Source organism: Nostoc sp. DedQUE05 (assembly GCF_034530955.1).
Lineage (GTDB): Bacteria > Cyanobacteriota > Cyanobacteriia > Cyanobacteriales > Nostocaceae > Nostoc.
This window is the reverse complement of the sequence record NZ_JAVRCB010000024.1, coordinates 60891-82585: the sequence shown is the minus strand read 5'-3', so window position 1 is coordinate 82585 and position 21695 is coordinate 60891. Positions and strand designations below refer to the sequence as shown.

At 44.1% G+C, this 21695-nt stretch carries 8 protein-coding genes; 3 read left to right on the top strand and 5 right to left on the bottom strand.

Annotated features, from left to right (window positions below):
* The first annotated feature begins 139 nt into the window (after positions 1-139).
* Positions 140-11011 (top strand): SDR family NAD(P)-dependent oxidoreductase, encoded by a 10872-nt coding sequence (locus tag RMZ42_RS18765; RefSeq protein WP_322672804.1) that lies wholly within the window; start codon positions 140-142, stop codon positions 11009-11011.
* The gene (locus RMZ42_RS18760; RefSeq protein ID WP_322672803.1) at positions 11008-15852 is read left to right on the top strand and encodes a thioester reductase domain-containing protein; all 4845 of its coding nucleotides are present in this window, start codon (positions 11008-11010) and stop codon (positions 15850-15852) included. Before RMZ42_RS18765 ends, RMZ42_RS18760 begins: the two co-directional genes overlap by 4 nt.
* A 195-nt stretch (positions 15853-16047) precedes the next feature.
* Here the strand turns inward: RMZ42_RS18760 and RMZ42_RS18755 are convergent, their stop codons facing one another.
* On the bottom strand, positions 16048-16608 hold the full coding sequence (locus tag RMZ42_RS18755; RefSeq protein WP_322672802.1) for a HEAT repeat domain-containing protein: 561 nt from the start codon (positions 16606-16608) through the stop codon (positions 16048-16050).
* A 277-nt stretch (positions 16609-16885) separates the two neighbouring features.
* Positions 16886-17095: a hypothetical protein gene (locus tag RMZ42_RS18750; protein ID WP_322672801.1), complete on the bottom strand. Its 210-nt coding sequence runs from the start codon at positions 17093-17095 to the stop codon at positions 16886-16888.
* Between the two features lie 374 nt (positions 17096-17469).
* Between RMZ42_RS18750 and RMZ42_RS18745 the strand changes: the two genes are divergently transcribed.
* On the top strand, positions 17470-18828 hold the full coding sequence (locus RMZ42_RS18745; protein WP_322672800.1) for a glycosyltransferase family A protein: 1359 nt from the start codon (positions 17470-17472) through the stop codon (positions 18826-18828).
* A 263-nt stretch (positions 18829-19091) separates the two neighbouring features.
* Here RMZ42_RS18745 and RMZ42_RS18740 read toward each other — a convergent pair whose 3' ends face one another.
* Genes RMZ42_RS18740 through RMZ42_RS18730 form a run of 3 tightly spaced genes read right to left on the bottom strand, consistent with a single transcriptional unit; the run spans position 19092 to position 21542 of the window.
* Positions 19092-19682 (bottom strand): class I SAM-dependent DNA methyltransferase, encoded by a 591-nt coding sequence (locus RMZ42_RS18740; protein WP_322672799.1) that lies wholly within the window; start codon positions 19680-19682, stop codon positions 19092-19094.
* A complete protein-coding gene (locus RMZ42_RS18735) occupies positions 19679-20428 on the bottom strand; it encodes a PIG-L family deacetylase (RefSeq protein WP_322672798.1) in 750 nt (249 codons plus the stop codon). Before RMZ42_RS18735 ends, RMZ42_RS18740 begins: the two co-directional genes overlap by 4 nt.
* Positions 20418-21542 (bottom strand): acyl-CoA dehydrogenase family protein, encoded by a 1125-nt coding sequence (locus tag RMZ42_RS18730; RefSeq protein WP_322672842.1) that lies wholly within the window; start codon positions 21540-21542, stop codon positions 20418-20420. Before RMZ42_RS18730 ends, RMZ42_RS18735 begins: the two co-directional genes overlap by 11 nt.
* Positions 21543-21695: the final 153 nt, after the last annotated feature.

Here is a 21695-nt window from a genome sequence, read left to right as displayed (position 1 = left end):
ACCCCGACACCAAAAACTTTTAAGCCTATTGCCTATTAGCTGTTGCCTGTTATATCAAACCACCAACTAATAGGGTTGCTTGTAGAAGTAAAGACATCCCGCAACAGCAAACGTGTCTAAGTTAGTTTGGAGCTTATAGATGTTGGAGAAAATTAATACCCTCAATGGTTTTCAGGCAAACTTAGCAGACCAAGCAGCACTGGAAACTGCGCTCCTGAACCATCCAGAAATTGAAGAGTGTCGGGTATTAATCCGAGAAACAGAAACCGCAGATATGTGGTTAGTAGCCTACGTAGTTGCATCAGGAAAATGTTCGTTGGCACAGCTAAATGCATATTTGCAGGTTCATTTGCCAAACACTATCCTGCCTCAATCCTACGTTTGGTTATCCAGATTGCCGCTTACTAGTGAGGGACTGATTGACGATCGCCGTCTAACTGATTTAGCCGTGATTGACATAGATTTGATCGATCGATGGGAATCGTCTTTGCGATCGCTCCCTTCCATCAACCAAGTCGCAGTTATCGTACAAAACCAGACAAAACAACTGCCACCATTACACGTTTGGGATTTACTAGCGGATACTCAAACAACAAAGCTCAATTTTCAATTAGAGGATTCTGGCGTAAATCAACAAATTGAGCCTTCAAAATCTCAGATTTCCCAGCGAAAAGCCAAAGCAATTAGTCATGGCGAACCTTTACAACTGGAAACAGACGCAACCACTAACTTAGCCGAACTACTCCAAAGGGCAGCGTTACAAATCTCAAAAGGAATTACTTACATCCAACCCGATGATACTTACCAAAACCAATCCTACAAAGATTTATTAGACGCAGCTCAACGGATTTTGGGGGGCTTAAGAAAATTAGGACTTGTACCTCAAAATCGAATAATTTTTCAATTTGACCGGCCTCAAGACTTCATTCCTGCCTTCTGGGGCTGTATTTTGGGCGGATTCATCCCAATTCCTTTATCCGTTCCTCAGAGTTACGATCGCTCTGATGGTTTCGTTAATAAATTAGCTCAAATCTGGGAAAGACTAGAACCAAGCTTAGTACTGACTAGCGATCGATTAGCACCTGAACTGAGACGTTCCCTGACAGATTTGCCACTTGACAAATTGGCGATCGCTACCCTCAATGAGTTGCAATCTTACCATCCCGATCCTAACTGGTATGTTCCGGCGGCCGATGATTTGGCAGTGCTATTTTTAACTTCTGGTAGTACAGGTACGCCGAAAGCAGTTATGCAAAGCCATCGCAGTCTCATCTGTCGGTCGGCTGCGAGTGTCCAGATGAACGGGTTTACCCAAGAAGATGTTTCCTTAAACTGGATGCCACTCGATCACGTTGCCGGATTAGTGTATTTTCATATTCGGGATGTGTATGTGGGTTGTCAACAAATTCATGCCGTCACCGATTGGGTGTTGCAACAACCCCTGAAATGGCTTGATTGGATGTCTAACTATCGCGTGAGTGTAACCTTTGCACCGAATTTTGCGTATGGGCTAATCAATGCAGCCGAAGCAGAACTTTCTCAGGGGCATTGGGATTTATCATCAGTGCGATACATCTTGAACGGAGCAGAAGCTATTGTTGGCAAAACTGCGAGAAGATTTTTAGAATTGCTGACAGCGCACGGACTCCCGACTACGGCAATACATCCCGTTTGGGGAATGGCTGAAACTTGTTCGGGAGTGACTTACTCTCACAACTTTTCTGGAGAATCAACCACGGATGAAGATGCATTCGTAGAAGTTGGAGCGCCGATTCCCGGATTTTCTCTGCGGATAGTTGATGCTCAAGACCAGCTTGTTGAGGAAGAAGCCATCGGAAGGCTGCAAGTAAAAGGATTGACAGTAACATCAGGTTATTTTGGTCAACCAGAACTGAATTCAGAGGTTTTTACAGAAGATGGCTGGTTCAAGACGGGAGATTTAGCCTTCTTACGACAAGGACGTTTAACAATTACAGGCAGAGAGAAAGACGTTATTATCGTCAATGGACTGAATTACTATAGTCATGAAATCGAAGCAGTTGTTGAAGAAATTGCAGGCGTAGTTGTTTCCTACACTGCCGCAGTTGCAGTCCGCGATGGAGAAACTACAGAACAGCTAGCTATCTTTTTCCATACAGATGGCGCGAATGAAATCGAAATTGCAACGTTGATGCAAACCATTCGCCAAAAAGTTGTCCAACGTTGTAGCATCAATCCCAGCTATGTAATTCCAGTTGAAAAAGCTGCGATTCCAAAAACGGCCATTGGTAAGATCCAGCGATCGCAATTGGTTAAACGCTTTGAATCAGGTGAATTTAAACCTATCCTCCGTCAGTTTGATATCCTCAGTGGCAATGCCAACACAATCCCTGACTGGTTTTATCGCCGAATTTGGTGTGTTAAGCAGTTAAGTCACAAGCATTTGGAGTCAGTTAAACTTCCGACTCAGAAATTCCTCGTGTTTCTCGATGGTTTAGGTTTAGGAAATTACCTGTGTACAGAACTCAAACGCAATCATCAATCTTATATCTGCGTTGTAGCAGGTACGGATTTTATCAAATCTGAGCAAGGCGATCGCTTTACCATCAATCCCGAAAATCCCGATCACTATCGGCGGTTGCTAGAGTCTTTGGCATCGGATATTCCCACTCAGATTTTGCATTTATGGACTTATAACGAGTCTGCGGGTCAAGTTTCTAGTCTAGAGGAACTAGAACGCGCTCAGTACTTAGGGTTATATAGCATTCTATTTTTAGTGCAAGCCTTAGCAAATGCCAAGGAAAAACACCAACTACTAGATATAGACATTCAGTTACAAGTCATTTCTAACAACGTCCAGTTAACTAGCAGCGATGATGCGATCGCTTATGAAAAATCCACACTTATCGGATTGCTGAAAACAATTCCTTTAGAACTATCTTGGTTGCACTGTCGGCATATTGACTTAGAAATGAGGTCAATCGAAACAAATGCCAACTATGTTTTCAATGAACTAAATGTTACTAAATATGATAGTGAAATTGCTTATCGTCAAGATCAACGGCTAGTCTCATCACTCGCCAAAGTCGATATGCTTGCTAGTCCAACCCAGGAAATACCAATTAAACCAGGTCAGACCTATCTGGTAACAGGCGGATTGGGTGGAATTGGGGCTTCCGTTTGCCAATATTTACTTCAGCAATTTGATGTGCGATTGCTGATTGTTGGCAGAACAAACTTACCACCAGAAACAGAATGGTTGCAGCATCTCGAACAGAATACAGCGATCGCCAAGCGATTGAAAAATTATCGATCGCTTATCGCAACAGGTGGTGATTTATTATACAAATCTGTTGATATCTGCGATTTAACTTGCTTGCAACAGGCTGTCACAGAGGCAGAGTTGAGATGGAACCAACCCTTGGCAGGAATTATTCATCTCGCAGGTGAAGGCGATCTCAAACACCACTGGACGGTGATGGAAAATCACTGGATAGCTGTGGCTACACTAGAAAGCTTTCGTACCATGCTGCGCCCGAAAGTTCAGGGCACTTGGACGCTTTTTCAACTGATTCAGAATCGACCAGATGCCCTTTTCATCGGCTTTTCTTCTGTAAATAGTGTGTTTGGAGGAGCAACCTTTAGTGCCTATGCTGCTGCCAACAGTTTTTTAGATGGTTGTTGTCAGTATCAGCAATACCATTACCATCCTGATACTTACTGCTTTAACTGGAGCCAGTGGGATGATGTTGGTATGAGCGAAGGAAACCCCATCCACAGCCGGGAAGCAGCTCATCGCTTGGGGTATCAAAGTATTACTCAAGAACAGGGTTGGCGTTCCTTACTGGCAGGTTTATCGCGTCATCAATCGCAGTTGATTGTCGGTTTAAATGGCAGTAATCCCCATATTCGTCGATATCTGAAGACAGAAACCGATAACGTCGAGAAATTAACCGCTTATGTCACCACTGTGGATGGTGCAGGGTTGGATGGTTGGGAGCAAATGAGAGTTAGCGATCGCTTTGGGACTCCTAGCCATTGTGAAATTGTACAGCTTGCAAAAATGCCCTTAACACAAACGGGTACGATAGACATTGCCAAAATTATTGACAGAAATCAGAAGCACAACCAACCTTGGCAAGTCGTTTTGCCCCAAACTGACATTCAACGCCAGATAGCTCAAATATGGCAAGACGTACTGGGCATTTCTTCAGTGAGTATCGATCGCAACTTTTTTGAACTAGGTGGCAGTTCGCTCACCTTGGTTCGGGTTCACGATCGCTTACAAAAACAATTTGGGCAACATCTGTCACTGATTGATTTGTTCCAATATCCAACTATTCAGACGCTAGCAGAGTTTCTGAATCAAGCTCAAATGCCATTGCCGGAGCGATCGCAATTATCGCCATCCCATCGTTTGGGTAAGATGAAAGATACCCAGCAATTAGAAATTGCCATCATCGGTATGTCCGGGCGTTTTCCAGGAGCCAAAACACTCGATGAATTCTGGCAAAATTGCTGTAATGGCGTGGAATCGATTTCATTCTTCAGCGATGAAGAACTGGAGTTAGCCGGAATCGATTCTTCATCTTTGAATGATGCCAATTATGTAAAAGCTAGTGGTATCTTATCTGACATAGATTTATTTGATGCCGCGTTTTTCGATATCTCGCCCAAAGAAGCTCAAATCCTCGACCCGCAGCATCGGCTGTTTTTAGAGTGTGCTTGGGAAACACTCGAAAATGCTGGTTACGATCCTGCAAATTATACAGGATTAATCGGGGTTTATGCTGGCATGGGGATGAATCTTTATGCAGGTCGAACTTACTGGAATCACAATCTTTACCCAAATCGCGATCGCCTAGAACACGTTGATGACTCGCAACTAGCGATCGCCAATGGTACAGATTTTCTCCCCACGCGGGTTTCATACAAATTCAACTTGCAAGGGCCCAGCGTCAACGTGCAAACCGCTTGCTCGACTTCCTTAGTTGCCGTCCATCAAGCGTGTCGGAGTTTGATTCAGGGAGAATGCGATATGGCTCTGGCTGGCGCTGCTGCGATCGCCGTACCTCAAAAATCTGGTTATCGCTATCAGCCAGGGATGATTCTTTCACCCGATGGTCACTGCCGAGCATTTGACGCTAACTCACAAGGAACCGTTGGCGGCAATGGCGTTGGCATTGTGATGTTGAAACGATTGGCAGATGCGATCGCCGATGGAGATAATATTTACGCCGTGATTAAGGGTTCTGCGATTAATAACGATGGCTCTCAAAAAATTAGCTATACGGCTCCCAGCGTTCAGAGACAGGCAGCAATGATTGCCCAAGCGCAAGCGATCGCAGATATTAATCCAGAAACTATTACTTACATCGAAACTCACGGAACCGGAACGACTCTCGGCGATCCGATTGAAATTGCAGCATTAACCCAGGCATTTCGTAGCAAAACACAGAAGCAACAATTTTGTGCCATTGGTTCTGTAAAGACTAACATCGGACATTTAGATACAGCTTCAGGCATAGCAGGATTGATTAAAACAGTTTTGGCACTCAAGCACGGATTGCTGCCGCCTAGCCTAAATTTTAAACATCCCAATCCCAAGATTGATTTTGCTAACAGCCCATTTTATGTAAATACAACTCTATCAGACTGGCAAACAGACCAAACGCCTCGGCGGGCTGGCGTAACTTCTTTGGGTGTTGGCGGTACGAATGTTCATGTTGTTCTAGAGGAAGCGCCCTCCGATTTTAGATTGGATGATGCTGATGACAATCCAAAATCCTTATTGACGGTTTCGGCAAAAACTGAGACAGCGTTACGGGAATTAGCTCGGCGGTATGTGGGGTTTTTGGAGTCTCAGAAAGAAGTATGTTTGAGGGATATTTGTTATACGAGTAATGTGGGGCGATCGCATTTTGACTATCGGCTGGCTTTGGTTGCCGATTCACCCGCACAATTGAGAAATCAACTCACAACATTTATTGCCGAAAATTCGCGCACTCGCGTTCAGGCTTCAGGGGTAGCTTTCCTATTTACTGGACAAGGTTCGCAATATATCGGTATGGGACGAGAACTTTACGAAACCCAACCTGTTTTTCGGCAAGCTCTCGATCGCTGTGCCCAAATCCTGGACTCATTATTAGAGCAACCATTGTTAGAAGTGCTGTATCCATTAGGGGAAAGGGAAAAGGGGAAAGGGGAAAGGGAAAAGAACTTAGGGCATCACATTCTGGATGAGACGGGCTACACGCAACCTGTCTTATTTGCTCTGGAATATGCATTGTCTGAGCTATGGCAATCTTGGGGTATCAAACCTAGTGTTGTTATGGGTCATAGTGTGGGCGAATATGTTGCCGCAACTGTTGCAGGTGTATTCAGTCTGGAAGATGGATTGAAACTCATTGCTGCACGGGGGAAATTGATGCAAGCACTACCGCAGACAGGGGCGATGGTAGCGGTATTTACTGATTTGGCACAAGTATCTGCGGTAATTGATTCATTGCCGGAGGTGGCGATCGCTGCAATCAACGCACCAAGACAAATCACGATCTCTGGTGCGGCTGGGGCGATCGCATCGGCTGTGGCTATCTTAGAAGCAACAGGAGTGCAAACAAAGTCACTGAAAGTTTCCCATGCTTTTCATTCGCCGTTGATGCAACCAATGGTGGCAGAGTTTGGGCAGATTGCGCAGCAAGTGAGCTACCGTACACCAAACCCGAATATTCGTTTTATTTCTAATATCACAGGGCAATTGGCAGGAGTGGAGATTAGCACGCCTGAGTACTGGGTGCAGCACGTGTTGCAGCCAGTGCAATTTGCTAAGAGTATTGTCAGCCTGTCAGCGTTAGGAAATTTTGCTTGTTTGGAAGTGGGGCCGCACCCAATTTTGGTAAGCATGGGTCGTCAGTGTATCCCAGAATCGGGACATCTGTGGCTAGGAAGCCTCAAATCGCAAGAATCAGATTGGCAGCAGATGTTGGGCAGTTTAGCGGCGTTGTATGAGCAGGGAATATCGGTGAATTGGTCGGAGTTTCATCGGGGATCTGAGCATCGGCGCGTGGCGTTGCCGAATTATCCCTTTGAGCGATCGCGTTTTTGGGTTGAACCAAACAAAGACAGTAGCCACAAAAATTTTCAAATTCCCTCTGCAAATCTCAAATCTTCTCATCCTCTGCTCGGTTCTAGATTGCACTTGGCAGACTCGAAAGAAATTCGTTTCCAGACCGAAATCAATTCTAATTTCCCTGCTTTTTTAGCTGAACATCGCGTTTACGGAAAAGTAATCGTGCCAGGAACGGCTTATCTAGAGATGGTTTTAGGGGCAGCAGCTAAGGTTTTGAAATCCAAAAATTTAATTTTAGAAAATGTCTTATATAAACGGGCATTAGTTCTATCAGAAAATGAAAAAACGCTCCAGCTAATTCTTCAGCCAACAGAACAACAAGGATATTCCTTTGAAATTTTTAGTTGTGAATTAGATGAAGAAGATTCACCATCTTGGATGCTGCATGTTTCTGGAAATGTCACCGCATCCAATCTCAAACCATCGCTGGAACTTTCTGCAACGCACTGGCTCCCCAATCAAGTAGCTTCCCACAACCAAACCGAACATTACCAACAGTTTCTTCAACGGGGAGTTGATTATGGTGCTAGTTTTCGGGGAGTTAAACAGTTGTGGTTGAATTCAGAAGTAGTAACAGGGGAAATTGAGTTACCCCAAACATGTGTTTTAGAAACAGATATCTATCAGTTTCATCCAGCATTTTTGGATGCTTGTTTTCAGGTTTTGCAAGCTAAATTCCCACAAGATAGTAGCAAAGAGGCTTATGTGCCGATCGCCATCAAGCGATTGCAAGTTTGCGATCGCCCCAGCAACCGACTATGGAGCATCGCCAAAGTACATCCTAGCCAGAACAGTAACAAAACACTGATTAGCGATTTGCAATTAGTTGCAGATGATGGTGAGATTATAGCGGTTGTTGAAGGTCTGCAACTTCAAAGGGTCGCTTCGGGAACATTGACAGCTTCTCCTCAAGTTCCGCCAGATTGGTTGTATCAAATCGAGTGGCGACCTCAAGCCCGAATGGGGCGATCGCTCTCACCGGATTACCTGCTCAATCCCAAGGACATCAGCCAAAACCTGATTCCTCAATTAGCCGAACTTTTAACAACAACCTCATCAAACGAGGAATTTTTACCCCAACTCGAAGCCCTCAGTGTGTCTTATGTAATCAGTGCCTTACAACAACTAGGATGGGACTTTCAACTCGGATTGCAGTTTTCCTTTACAGAAATAGCAGAACAGTTGGGGGTGATTAGCCAGTATCACCAACTGCTACATCGGTTTCTGGATATTTTGACTGAAGCAGGGTGGCTCAGACCTCTTGATTGTGTCAACGGCAGACATCACTGGGAAGTAATTAGCGCCCTCGATCGCCAAACGCCGCAACCAGAGCGATTGTTAGCCCGATTCCCTACCGGAGATACTGAAATCGCCCTAGTAGAACGCTGTGGTGCCAGCTTACCAGAGGTACTTCAGGGAAAACTTGACCCGCTACAATTACTATTTCCCAATGGTGATTTCACCCTGCTGACGCAACTGTATCAAGATGCCCCAGCTGCTAGAGTGATGAATACATTGGTGCAAAAGGCAGTTTCCGCAGCACTGCTGCGAGTACCACAGAAAAGCAAGATCCGCTTGCTAGAAATTGGAGCGGGAACTGGCAGCACAACCGCTTACATTCTGCCGCAATTGAATAATTATCAAGCTGAATACACCTTCACAGACATTTCACCTCTGTTTGCAGCCAAAGCACGGGAGAAGTTTCGGGATTACCCATTTGTCCGCTATCAATCTTTAGATATCAGCCGAGATCCAGCGACTCAAGGCTTGGAAGGGCAACAATATGATGTGATTCTGGCAGCCAATGTCCTGCACGCGACACCAGATTTACAACAAACATTGGCCCACGTCCACAGCTTATTAGCACCAGGCGGAATTCTGGTGATGTTAGAAGTCACCGATCGCCATTGTTGGCTGGATCTGAGCTTTGGCTTGACCCCAGGTTGGTGGTTGTTTGCCGATCGCTGGTTGCGACCGAATTACCCGCTCTTAAGTAGTGCCGAGTGGCAAGATGTGTTGCAAGCGAATGGATTTACATCGGCGGTGGCGATCGCACCTAAAAATCAAGTCATCGGTTCCCTGGCTCAGGCTGCGATCGTTGCCCAAAAAGGAACCGAGAGCCATATACCACAAAACTGGCTAATTTTAGCAGATAGTCAAGGTATCAGTCAGAAACTTGCTCGACGGTTTCAAGAACGAGGAGATACTTGTACTCTAGTTTTTCCCGGACAGGAATACGAACTGTTGAGTGAGTTCGAGTTCAGGATTAATCCTCAGAAACCGGAAGATTTTCAACGGTTGGTTTCGCACATACTTAGCAAGCGATCGCGTCTCTCAGGGGTGGTACATTTGTGGAGCCTAGAGAGTGGAGAAACTGCACCAACCTTAACCGTCGAAGATTTGCAAGCAGCAACCCGTATTGGCTGTGGCAGTACTCTGTACTTGGTGCAAGCGCTAGTTAAAAAGATGGGTATAACGCCACCTCAGTTATGGGTAATAACTAAAGGAGCAGTTGCCGATAAAGCTGGATTAGTTCAATCGCCCCTATGGGGAATGGGGAAGGCGATCGTCAGAGAACACCCAGAATTACAGCTTCGCTTGATAGATTTAGACCTCCAAGAAAATTATCGGCTAACTCAAAACCCCCTTGATGCACTATTTGCAGAGTTGACATCACCAGATCGAGAGAACCAAATTGCATTCCGTAATGGGATGCGTCAAGTGGCAAGACTGGTTCCTTATCGTAACTCTCATAATCGAGCAGATATCCCCATCCATTCAGATAGTACGTACTTAATTACTGGTGGATTAGGGGGACTGGGACTGCTAATTGCCCATTGGTTAGTAGAACGTGGGGCAAAGCACTTAGTTCTCATGGGACGCAGGGGGACAAGCGAACAGAGCGATCGCCAGATTCAGCAGCTTCAGGCACAAGGTGTATCGGTGATGGTAATGCAAGCTGATGTGTCTGTGCAGTCACAAGTGGCGGAGGTATTGGCAGAAATTGGCCGCAGCCACCCGCCTCTACGCGGCATTATCCATGCAGCCGGAGTTTTGGATGACGGAGTTTTACTCCAGCAAACTTGGGAGCGCTTTCATCAAGTCATGGCACCGAAAGTACAAGGTGCTTGGAATCTACACGCCTTAACCCAAGCCCTACCGCTCGATTTCTTCATCTTGTTTTCTTCGGCTGCTTCTGTTTTGGGTTCTGCCGGTCAAGCTAACCACTGCGCTGCCAATGCATTTTTAGACGCTCTAGCACATTATCGTCATCAATTGGGATTACCGGGATTGAGTATTAACTGGGGAGCTTGGGCTGAAATTGGTGCAGCCGCCGAGCGTCAGTTCGGTAAGCAACTCCAACATCAGGGAATGGAAATGATATCGCCATCCCAAGGTTTACAGGCTTTAGAGCAGAGCTTTTTTTGGGAGGTTGCTCAAGTAGGTGTGATGCCGCTCAATTGGCTGACATTTATGCAGCAATTCTCACCGGGGAATTGTCCGGCATATTTGGCAGAGTTTTCTCAACTGGCGGTTACTCAATCGACATCACCACCGCCGATGGAAATTCAGCAGCAATTGCAAACTCATGACTTTGGCGATCGCTTGCAGATTTTAACCATTTACCTGAAAGAAAAGATTGCCAAAGTGTTGGGTTGTTCTGTGGATCGAGTCGATGCTAATCAAGCACTGAGCAAAGCCGGACTAGATTCTTTGATGGCGATCGAAATCCGCAATCGGATCATCACAGAACTGAAAATTGACCTTTCTTTAGAAAAGTTTGTTGAAGGTTCCAGCATCAACCAACTAGCAGACTTGTTATTAAAACAGCTAGCTTTACAGGGACTCAACGAAAATTCGGCGATGGAAATTACTGAGGATGTGGAAGAAATAATACTATGAACCTAAATGCCCTTTTAGCCGAACTTTCAGACCGGGGAGTGAAATTATTAGTTGATGGGGAACAACTCCGCATTCAAGCACCTAAAGGAGTTATCACTCCCGATCTCCGAAATGCTTTAGCTAATAATAAAGTAGAGCTAATCCGGTTACTACATCAGAACAAAATCGGGGCTGCTTCCATCCCTTTGGTTCCGCTTTCACAAACGCAAAACGTGCCGGTATCTTTCCAGCAGGAACGCCTGTGGATTTTGGCCCAGTTAGCTGCTGTAGAATCTGCTCATAATATTGCTCAAGCCTTGCGGCTGAATGGCGATTTAGATTTAAACTGCCTAGAAAAAAGTCTTAATGAAATTTTCCGTCGCCACGATGTCTTTGGGACAACATTTGGGGTGTGGGAAGGTAATCCCGTGCAAAATATTGCTGCACCAGAACCTTTTACATTATCTGTGTTAAATCTCGAGCATTTAGATGCAACCGAACAATTAAAAACTTTCTGGCAAATTGCCGATGAAGCAGCCGAAGCTCCCTTTGATTTGGCGATCGCTCCTTTATGGCGGATTAAACTCATTCGCTTAAATGCACGCGAGCATATTCTCTTGCTCGTCATTCATCACATTATCAGCGATATGATCTCGATGGGTTTATGGATTCGAGAACTGGCGACAGTCTACACTCATTTCTACAAGGGACAGCCTTCTCCACTGCCAGAACCTTCCATCCAATATCGAGATTTTGCCGTATGGCAGCGCCAGTGGCTCAACAATGATGCACTCAAAAGCGAACTAGCTTACTGGAAACAGCAACTAGAGGGGGCATCATTTGAATTAAAATTACCCATCGACCATCCCCGACCGCCACTCCAGAATTTCCAGGGTCGGCGAAAGTTTTTTAAACTCGATCCTCTTCTGTGGGCTGCAATCAAACAACGAAGTCACGAACAAATGGGAATTACTTCCTTTATGACTTTCGTAGCAGCGTTTAAGGCTTTGATTTATTTGTGTTCTCAGCAGGAAGACATTTTAATTGGCTTTACCGCCTCTGGTCGAGTTCATCCGCAAGTAGAATCTCTGATTGGTTTTTTTGGCTATCCTTTGTTGCTGCGTACAGATTTGTCTGGCAATCCCACTTTTACCGAAGTACTTAGCCGAGTGCGATCGGTGTTGTTATCTGCTTATGCTCACCAGAATGTCCCCTTTGGTAAAGTCGTTGAAGTCATGGGGTCGAGTCGGGTTGCCCAAGATACTCCCTTTTTTCAAACATTCCGCACCGGATTAAGCTATGTCAACAGCCAACTACCGAGCGATCTGACAAATTTACCCAATCTGACCTTTTCATTGATTGATGAGGGAATTTGGGGGCCGACTGATTTAGATTTATATACTTATATTTACGAAGTCGGAGCGGATTTACAAATAGGAATTGCATATAACACCGACATATTTGAAAGTGAAACAATTGACGCTTTTGGTAATGCTTTATTCCAAATTTTAGAACAATGGGTTGAATCAAAAGATATTCGCCTCAATGAATTGAGACTACCAAAAGACCTGGAGAGAAAAGCCAGATTAGCTAGGAGCCGATATCAAAAGCAAAAGTTGGCGATCGCAGCTACTTTTACCACCGATTCAGTTGCAGATTCTCTAAAATTCTGGATGCAGCAACTCAATTTACCCTCAGAAATTACCTTTGCTCCCTATAACCAAGTTTTCCAACAACTGCTGACTCCTGATAGTCTGTTATCGCAAAATGAAACGGGAGTCAATATTGTTCTAGTGCGGTTAGAAGATTGGGTTAGGTTACAGGATTCACAAGAGTTATCTCGTAACGAACAAAAGAATTCTATTGAGCGCAATACTCAGGATTTAGTTATAGCATTACGTCAATCTTGCGAACAAACTAAAATTCCCCATTTGCTTTGTTTGTTGCCAAGTAATTCAATAATTGCTGATGCAGAAATGGCAACTTTTTTGCAACAAATTGAAGCAAACTTATTAACAGAACTTGCCGATATTAGTGGACTGCATATTATTAATTATCAGGAGTTAGCAACAAGCTACCCAGTAACTAACTTCTATGATGCTTATAGCGATGAAATCGGACATATTCCATTTACGCCAACATTCTTCACAGCGTTGGGAACAATGTTGGCGAGAAAAATTCACTGCCTACATAGACCGCCTTATAAAGTAATTGTCTTAGACTGCGATCAAACCTTATGGCAAGGTGTTTGTGGTGAGGATGGAGTTGAAGGTATTGTCATAGATTCATCCTATCAAGCATTACAAGAATTTATGATTGAGCAGTGCGATCGCGGGATGTTGCTATGTTTGTGCAGCAAAAATAATCAAGCAGATGTCTTTGCTGTATTAGATCAACGCTCCGATATGCTGCTAAAGCGTCACCATTTGGCGGCTTGGCAAATTAATTGGCAGACTAAATCAGAAAACTTGAAATTGCTGTCTCAAGAACTAGGGCTGAGTTTAGATAGCTTCATCTTTATTGATGACAATCCCATCGAATGCGCACAAGTCCGCTATCACTGTCCAGAAGTTTTAACCCTGCAATTGCCCACAAATGCTACTGAAATTCCCGAATTCCTGGCTCATATCTGGGCATTCGATCGTCTCAAGATCACTGTAGAGGATCGACAGCGAACGATTGTTTACCAGCAAAATCGCCAACGTCAGCAAGCGGCAAACGAATCTCTCACGTTGCGAGATTTCCTCAATAGCCTCAATCTGCAAGTGGATATTATGGAAATGCAGCCCTCCCAGGTAGATCGTGTTGCTCAACTAACGCAGCGAACAAATCAATTTAATACCACCACCTTACGCAGAACGTCGGCTGAAATCAAAACCTTTTGCCTGTTAGATACTCATACTTGCTATGTTGTGGATGTAAAAGACCGCTTTGGTAATTATGGTTTGGTGGGTATGATGATGGTACAGGCCACAGCATCAGCCCTGGTGGTAGATACTTTATTACTCAGTTGTCGAGTGTTGGGCAGAGGAGTTGAATATCAAATGCTCAACTTCCTGGGTAAAATTGCCCTGGCACGCGGACTCAAGCAGATCGATATTATTTACAAACCCAGTTCCAAAAACCAGCCTGTTGGCGATTTTCTCGAACAGTTGACAGCCATTGCCAAGGAACGTTTAGCAGAAAGCTATTGCTATAAGTTATCAGCAGATGTTTGTCGGGCGATCGCTATTGCTTCTGAACGATTAGACAAAGAAGCAATACATTCGGCATCTGAAGGGAATTTAACCCCAAGCGATCGGGCAATACCCCAACAATCCGCTAATTACACCACCTTATTCCAAAAAATTGCTTCAGATTGGCATACACCAGAGCAGATTCTCCAGCACATGGAAGAGTCTCAAGTTCAATACCAACAACAGCATCAGACATTTGTTGCACCCCGCACCGAAACCGAGAAACACTTAGCTGACCTGTGGCAAAACTTACTTCACAGATCCCCACTCAGCATCTACGATAACTTCTTCGACTTGGGAGGCAATTCTTTGTTAGCAGTGCAACTGCTGTCTCGGTTGCGAGAAACCTTACAAGCGACCATACCCATTCATCAATTATTAGAAGTCCCAACAATTGCGGGAGTGGCTCAAGTAATTGAAGCGATCGCTCAGACAGGAATGGCTGCCAATTTAGCGATCGATTTGGCAGCAGAAGCTGTCTTAGATCCGGCAATTCGTCCAACTACACCATTCAAGTTTATCGCTCAACCCCAAACGATTTTCTTAACTGGAGCAACCGGTTTTCTCGGTGCGTATTTAGTAGACGAACTCCTGCAACAGACCACAGCTGATCTTTATTGCTTAGTGCGAGCGCAGAATCTAGAACAGGGCATCCAACGTATCCAAAGCCATTTGCAAGCATACGGACTTTGGCAAGAACAGTTTCGCTCCCGGATCGTTCCAGTCATTGGTGATTTGGCGTTACCCAACTTAGGTCTGAACGAGTCACAATTCCATCAACTTAGCGAGGAAATTGATGTCATCTATCACAATGGTGCTGTCGTCAATTTTCTTTATCCCTACGCCAAACTCAAAGCAGCCAATGTCTTGGGAACTCAGGCGATTTTGCGTCTAGGCGCTCAAACGAAAGTCAAACCCGTGCATTTTGTTTCGACGCTGGGCATTTTTTCGGCTCCTGCTTATGCAAATGCTAACTCCATTCCAGAATCCGATGAATTGGCAGAATTTCAAGGGTTGCAAGGGGGTTATTTACAAAGTAAATGGGTGGCAGAAAAGCTGGTCATACAAGCACGCGATCGCGGACTTCCTGTATGTATCTACAGACCAGGTGCAATTTCTGGACACAGCCAAACGGGAATCGCCAATGTGGATGACTTCTTTTGCAGCCTAACAAAAGGCTGTATCGAACTAGGTATGGTGCCGGATTTGGAATTCCCCCTCGATCTGACTCCAGTTGATTATGGTAGCAGAGCGATCGTCCACCTCTCTCAAAACCCTGACTCCTTCGGTAAGGCATTTCACCTTGTTTCTCCTGATTGTCTGTCTTGGGGTAAATGGTGTGAGTTAGTTCGGTCTTTGGGCTATTCGCTAGAGCAAGTTTCTTACCATGAGTGGTATGCTAAATTGCTACACAATGCGAAATACAATATTCCAAATGCTTTACATGCTTTCCTGCCATTGTTAGACGAACAATTATTAAAGAACGTACAGCTACCTGCATTTGATTGCCAAAATACATTGACTGGACTTGCTGACACCAATATTATTTATCCAACAATAAACACCGAATTACTCAATATCTACTTTGCCTACTTCAAGAAAAGTGGATTTTTCAGCGGAGTTTAGCTTTCTTTTGCCACCTTATAAGTAGGTGGTTGCAATTAAATATTAAGATAAACAGAGGACTTTCAGATTCAAGGTGTAACTGAATGCCTGTTGGGAAGCAAGTCGCTAAAAATAGTTATTGGATAGTTATTTTTAGTTTCATGGCTGTTTGTATGGAGGTATTGTTTGCATTTTATGCTTGGTGGATTAATCAATTTACCAATTGTCTAATATCAGATTTGCATCTTCACTAATTAGCTCTTGGGGGGATTGAGCTGCCGACTCTATAATCATCTTCGCTTCAGGAGTTCCAATTTCTGCTAATGCCAAGAGAGACTTTCTTGGCACATTGAGCCATTCATCATAAGACCATCGGTATGTCAATGCTTTGGATAATGCAGGAATTGCTCTTTCATCACGCAATACATCCAAAAGTTCAATAACTGATTCATGAAGACCATTATTGCTCTCATCATTGAGGATTTGACAAAGTATAGGTGTGTAATCCTTTGATAGGTTACGCCATGCTGCCATCATGACAAACGAAGCCCCAGGATAATCTTCTGGATTTGAAGCATATTTTTCCAACTCCTGAATCACTTCGCTAACTGAAGGAGGTGATGTATCAAATTCCTTTCTCATTTCATTAGCAATTCTGTCAGTTTCTCTATAATTAGGAGAATCCTTGAATAATTTCAAATATTTTTCAACTGTGTTCCTTAGCATCTTATAGCCTCTTAATATTGATAATATTTTTGTTAAAAAAATCAACTCCATTAGGGTTGCTACCCAAAAGAATACTCACAACTCCATAAAGATGCTCTGTAGCTTTGCCAACGAAAAACTTTGCCTTTTGCCTTATCCCAACGACAAACATTTAAGGACTCCCAAATAAAAAAATATACAAATATTTATTCTGGGGTGGGCGACACGAGCGCCTATAGTCAAAGGCGGGCAAGATGTCTACCCCACAAGATTGGATAATTTATTTCTTGGAAGTCCCTTACGCCCACCTACTTAAATTTTTACCAATAACCTGTGGAAAATCATCGTTTCAGCTAAAATGCTCTGACCAAAGCTGCTGACGAGGATGAAACAGTGCCACCTCAAGTTTTGTTTCTGGATCGCAATAGCTGGTTTTAGTATGCTTTCGACCATTGCAGCCATAACACGACCAAGCTAAATTTTCTACAAAGGTTGAGCCGATCCAAATTAAGAACAGATGTGCTTTTAGAATTACCCAAGGAATGTTTATAACGACCAAAAAGCAGGTTATTAATCATGCGTTTAAGTTTTTGCATAAATCTGCTTCGGTTTGATTAGTTTTTATTAAAATATAAATCTTAATAATATGTTATATTATTCATCTCATTCTTAAAACGGATTATTAGTAAAACAATTAACTAAAATAGATAGATAATTTAAGTATGATTTTCTCGTCGGAAATTTGACGTTAGCAAAAAGATATAAAAATATGCCTTGAATAGTAAAGCTTTGAGTTAGAGCAGACAGACTTTAGTTTTTAATAGCTGATGTTTGGAGAGTTTTAATCAACACTAATCATACTGTAGGTAGATCCAAAACAAATGAGAAAATATTCAAAATAGAGTTACAAATATTAATAATTTCTGATCGTGGATGAAATCTTGTGTAGCTGCTCCTGGAGATGGAAAAATGGTTTTTATGGAAAGTAAACGCTTGCTCTTCGTTGCTGACTTTCCATCTGTACAGCAGGGTAAAGACTTTTCTCAAACTTTAGTCCAAATACCACCGTCACCGCATTGCGAAGTTTGTGTAATTGTTCCAGTTCGCAATGAAGCTCAGATGTTGGCAGCAACCCTTACTGCCCTGATACATCAAGTTGATTTACAAGGACAGGTTTTAGATCCCAGACGCTACGAGATAATTTTGTTGGCAAATAATTGTAGCGATGAGTCAGCAGCTATAGCCCGGAGTTTCGCCCAAGAACATCCAGATATAGCACTGCATGTAGTGGAAAAAACTCTGCCTCCTGCACAAGCTTATATTGGTCGAGTGCGTCAGATTTTAATGGATGAAGCACACCGCCGTTTGTGTAGCTTAGGACGCACAAGGGGGGTAATCGCTTCAACTGATGGAGACTCGCAGGTAAGCCCAACTTGGATTGCTGCCAATCTGTATGAAATTAACTGTGGTGCTGATGCTGTAGGTGGGCGAATTCTTGTTGAACGCACTGGTCGTGCGGGTCTACACCCTTACGCCAGAGCTTGCTATCTGCGTGAAGTGGGCTACCGCTATTTAATAACCGAGTTAGAAACTTATCTCGATCCCGACCCTGATGACAGCTTTCCCCGCCACTATCAACACTATGGAGCAAGTTTGGCAGTAACAGCAGAAATGTATGCACTGGCGGGAGGCTTACCACCAGTGCGGACTCCTGAAGATGAAGCTTTTTACCGGGCTTTGGTACGGGTAAATGCCCGTTTTCGCCATAGTTCTTTAGTGCGAGTAGTAACTTCGGCCAGACAAATTGGACGTACCAATGTTGGTTTAGCAAATCAGCTGAATGAATGGATAGAAATGGGACGGCAACAACAACCATTTGTAGTCGAGCCAGCAGGGGCTATCGAAACTCGTTTTGTTGCCCGCCGTCAATTACGAGTGATGTGGTGGTGCGTTCTTAATGGCTATCAACCAGATCGCAAGAGCGTCGTATCCTTGGCAGAGATGCTGGGAGTTTCAGTCCAATGGCTTTTAGAAAAATTAACCCAACCTTATACCTTTGGTCAGTTGTTTGAACAAGTCGAAGAACGCCAGCAGTCAGAACAAATTTGGGCTTCGCGCTGGAAATTTGTGGAAATTGAACAAGCAATTGGAGACTTGCGCTTGCGTCTTGAGAGTTTACGGCTCAGTTACAGCAAATTCCACGGAAATTCGACCCAGGATGATTTGGAACTAACTAAAGAGCTTTACCCTACGAAAAGCCTAGAAAATGGGGGTCTTAAACCCTCGATTTAAGCGCGTCACAGAACAACCAATCACACAGAGCGTCGGGAGGAACGCGCGGTTGAGGTAGCATTCGCTACGTCAACCAATCTCTTTTCGGACATACAGACAACCTGTTTCTGATGAGCAATTCTGCGATAGCGAAGCGGTAGCGAGTATTCGAGCGTCGCGTCTTGATTCTGACCGGAGGCGGAGCATTTCCGGCTCCGCTCCTGAATTCTTCTTCAACCGAAAAGTATTGCACGCTGTACGTGATAGCGTCGGCGTCGGGTAGTTTACACTCGCTCGAATAAATCAAGTCGATATTCTTCATCCCGTTGACCTTTTAAATGCCGCAGTTTATTTGGGGTCAACTCAAAAAACGAGTCATGAACTTCATCTCCACTCAATGGATAATCACGGGCATAAAGTATCCAATGAACTAAAAGTAGATGTCCTCCAGGTTCCAGGTGTTCCAGAATGTACTGTTGGGATTTTTTCAGGTCTTCCCAGCACCAGTAATAGCCAACTTCTGAGACTAGGGTCAAATCAAACATTTCATCAGGATATTGCTCTGGGACACGCATAATCTGGAACTTGATATTGGAGAGATGCTGACAGCGCTCTTTTGCTCTATCCTGCGCCAATTTTGATACATCAACTGAGAGCAGTGAGTCACAACGTTCTTGCAGTTTTTCAGTTAAAACGCCAATGGAACCACCGATTTCAAAGGCAGACCGATAGCGATCTTTGGGTAAAGCTGCAATTGTGGCAGCATATTTGTTAGCTTCGTAAATACTTGTCTCAAACTTCCACGGGTCTGGATTTTCGCTGTAGAGTTTATCAAAGTAGCTGGGTGGTAGGGAATTAGATTGTAACGGGTTCATCGGTTTTCCTCTATATAAACTTCCCAAGGATGAGTAAAATTTGCTAACATTTCGGGAGTTAGGCGAAAGCCTTCTGGATCGTCATCAATTAAGTCTGTAGTTTGGGAACGATAAGCAGCGATCGCTTGCTGTTTCAACTCCACCACTGCGCTAATATTCAATCGCCAAGTTGTCACCTCAAGAGGTACTGGCAGACTCTCTCGTTGGTCAAAGTCCCAATCCCAAATCGGATACTCAATCAATCGGGGGGATAAGGGCAAGTCATTCAGCACTGTGTGAATTAACTTCCACGTCGCTCGGTGGTCTGTATGAGGGTCATATCGCCAGGGTAAAAAGATAATTTGTGGGGCGATTTCTGTAATGTAAGCACGACAACTAGCTACTGCACTTTGATACTGTGTTGAAATTGACCCATCCTGCATTCTACAGAAGGTGACATCATTCACCTCTACACCCAGCAATTTTAATGCTGATAGCGTTTCTGCTTCCCGCAGAGCTAAAAGTCTAGCTACGGGATATTTCTGGGAACGAGGGTGTGAAAGAGTACCATCACTGATGACTAACACTTGCACATGACAATTTAAAGACCGTAATAGAGCGATCGCACCTCCACAACCTAATGTCTCATCATCAGGATGGGGTGCAACAATCAGTACCGGGCTACAAGCGATCTCGTTAACTGAACGCCAGGGCAAAACATTAGGATTGTCTAGTGGTAATGCAATCAAGCCAAATTCATTCATCATTCCAAAGTATTGAAGCCGGATTACTTTCATGCAAGACATATTGCCCGACATTTGCCAAGGCTGCATCAAAAGCAGGTTGACGCAGATATAGAGTCAAATCTCGGATAATTCGTTCCATCGGATTTGGTGGTAGTAAGCCGCGAGTTCCCACAGAACGTTGACACAAATGCATCACATCAATGCAAATTTGTTCAATTGCTGTCCTGACCATGTTGGCATAGGCGACGAGTTGGTTTGCTTGCGGGTGAACAATAGTGGGATCGCCACCAAACACTGGTGCATAGGCTGCTACTCGATCCGCAGCCCCCCGCAGCCAGAGATTACCACTTTCAATGGCGATCGCCATTCTGCCAAGCCGTTCCTGTTGATATGGATCGTTTGTATATTCCAACTTTTGTAGATACTGACGAGTTAGGTTAAACAGTGCTTCTGCTCCACCTAGTTGCACAGCAGCAAACCGAATTACCCCAACAGATAACCAAGGCTGTCGATAGTAATCTCCTGGCTGGCCGATTAAATAGCTCCGATCCAACTCGACACCGCTAAAATCCACTTTGTAACTAGCAGTAGCTCGCATCCCAGAAGGTTGCCACCAAGCGGGATCGCTAAGAGTTGTCACTTCGTCCATTGGCACAATGCACATTTGCCAACCGCCCTCTGGCAATACTCCATTCACGAAAGGACGTTCAACATAGCCAGTACCACTACAAAACGTTTTAGAACCTTCCAGCCGATAACGCCCATTCTCACAAGGAATTATCTTCACACCATCAGAGGCTTCAGCATTCCAAACGCCAAATATTTTCTGGCGATCGCGGGCATCATCAGCGCAGCTTGCGATCTGTTCTATGGAACCAAAGGTCTGAATCAGTTGTAGGGCGTTGATATGTCCTTCATAAATTCGCCCAACTGCCAGATTGCCATGCCCTATCTGCTTTAATAGCATTAAAAGCTCGTAGGTAACATTAGCATCAATTCCTGCACCCCATCCGCCTAATTCTTTCGCTAATGGTGCAGCCAATAACCCAGCCTTAGCAATTAGCTCAAACTCTTGCTTGGGAAAAGCAGTATTGCAATCGATTGCAGTGGCATTGTTTAAACAATAATCCGCAATTTCTGCGGCACGTTTGAGATCCAGAGCAATGTTGGAATTATGCCATTTTGGGATGACGACATTCTTTAATAATTGGATGCTAATAGCCGACTCCTTTCTGTAATATTTCTTTATATCTTGTTAAGAAGAATTAAATTAAATAAGTTAACATCT

What these genes read in the sequence shown, in the direction of transcription:
- RMZ42_RS18740 (WP_322672799.1), bottom strand. Translation starts at nt 19,682, where the DNA reads ATGAACCCGTTACAATCTAATTCCCTACCACCCAGCTACTTTGATAAA.
- RMZ42_RS18765 (WP_322672804.1), top strand. Translation starts at nt 140, where the DNA reads ATGTTGGAGAAAATTAATACCCTCAATGGTTTTCAGGCAAACTTAGCA.
- RMZ42_RS18745 (WP_322672800.1), top strand. Translation starts at nt 17,470, where the DNA reads ATGAAATCTTGTGTAGCTGCTCCTGGAGATGGAAAAATGGTTTTTATG.
- RMZ42_RS18755 (WP_322672802.1), bottom strand. Translation starts at nt 16,608, where the DNA reads ATGGAGTTGATTTTTTTAACAAAAATATTATCAATATTAAGAGGCTAT.
- RMZ42_RS18760 (WP_322672803.1), top strand. Translation starts at nt 11,008, where the DNA reads ATGAACCTAAATGCCCTTTTAGCCGAACTTTCAGACCGGGGAGTGAAA.
- RMZ42_RS18735 (WP_322672798.1), bottom strand. Translation starts at nt 20,428, where the DNA reads ATGATGAATGAATTTGGCTTGATTGCATTACCACTAGACAATCCTAAT.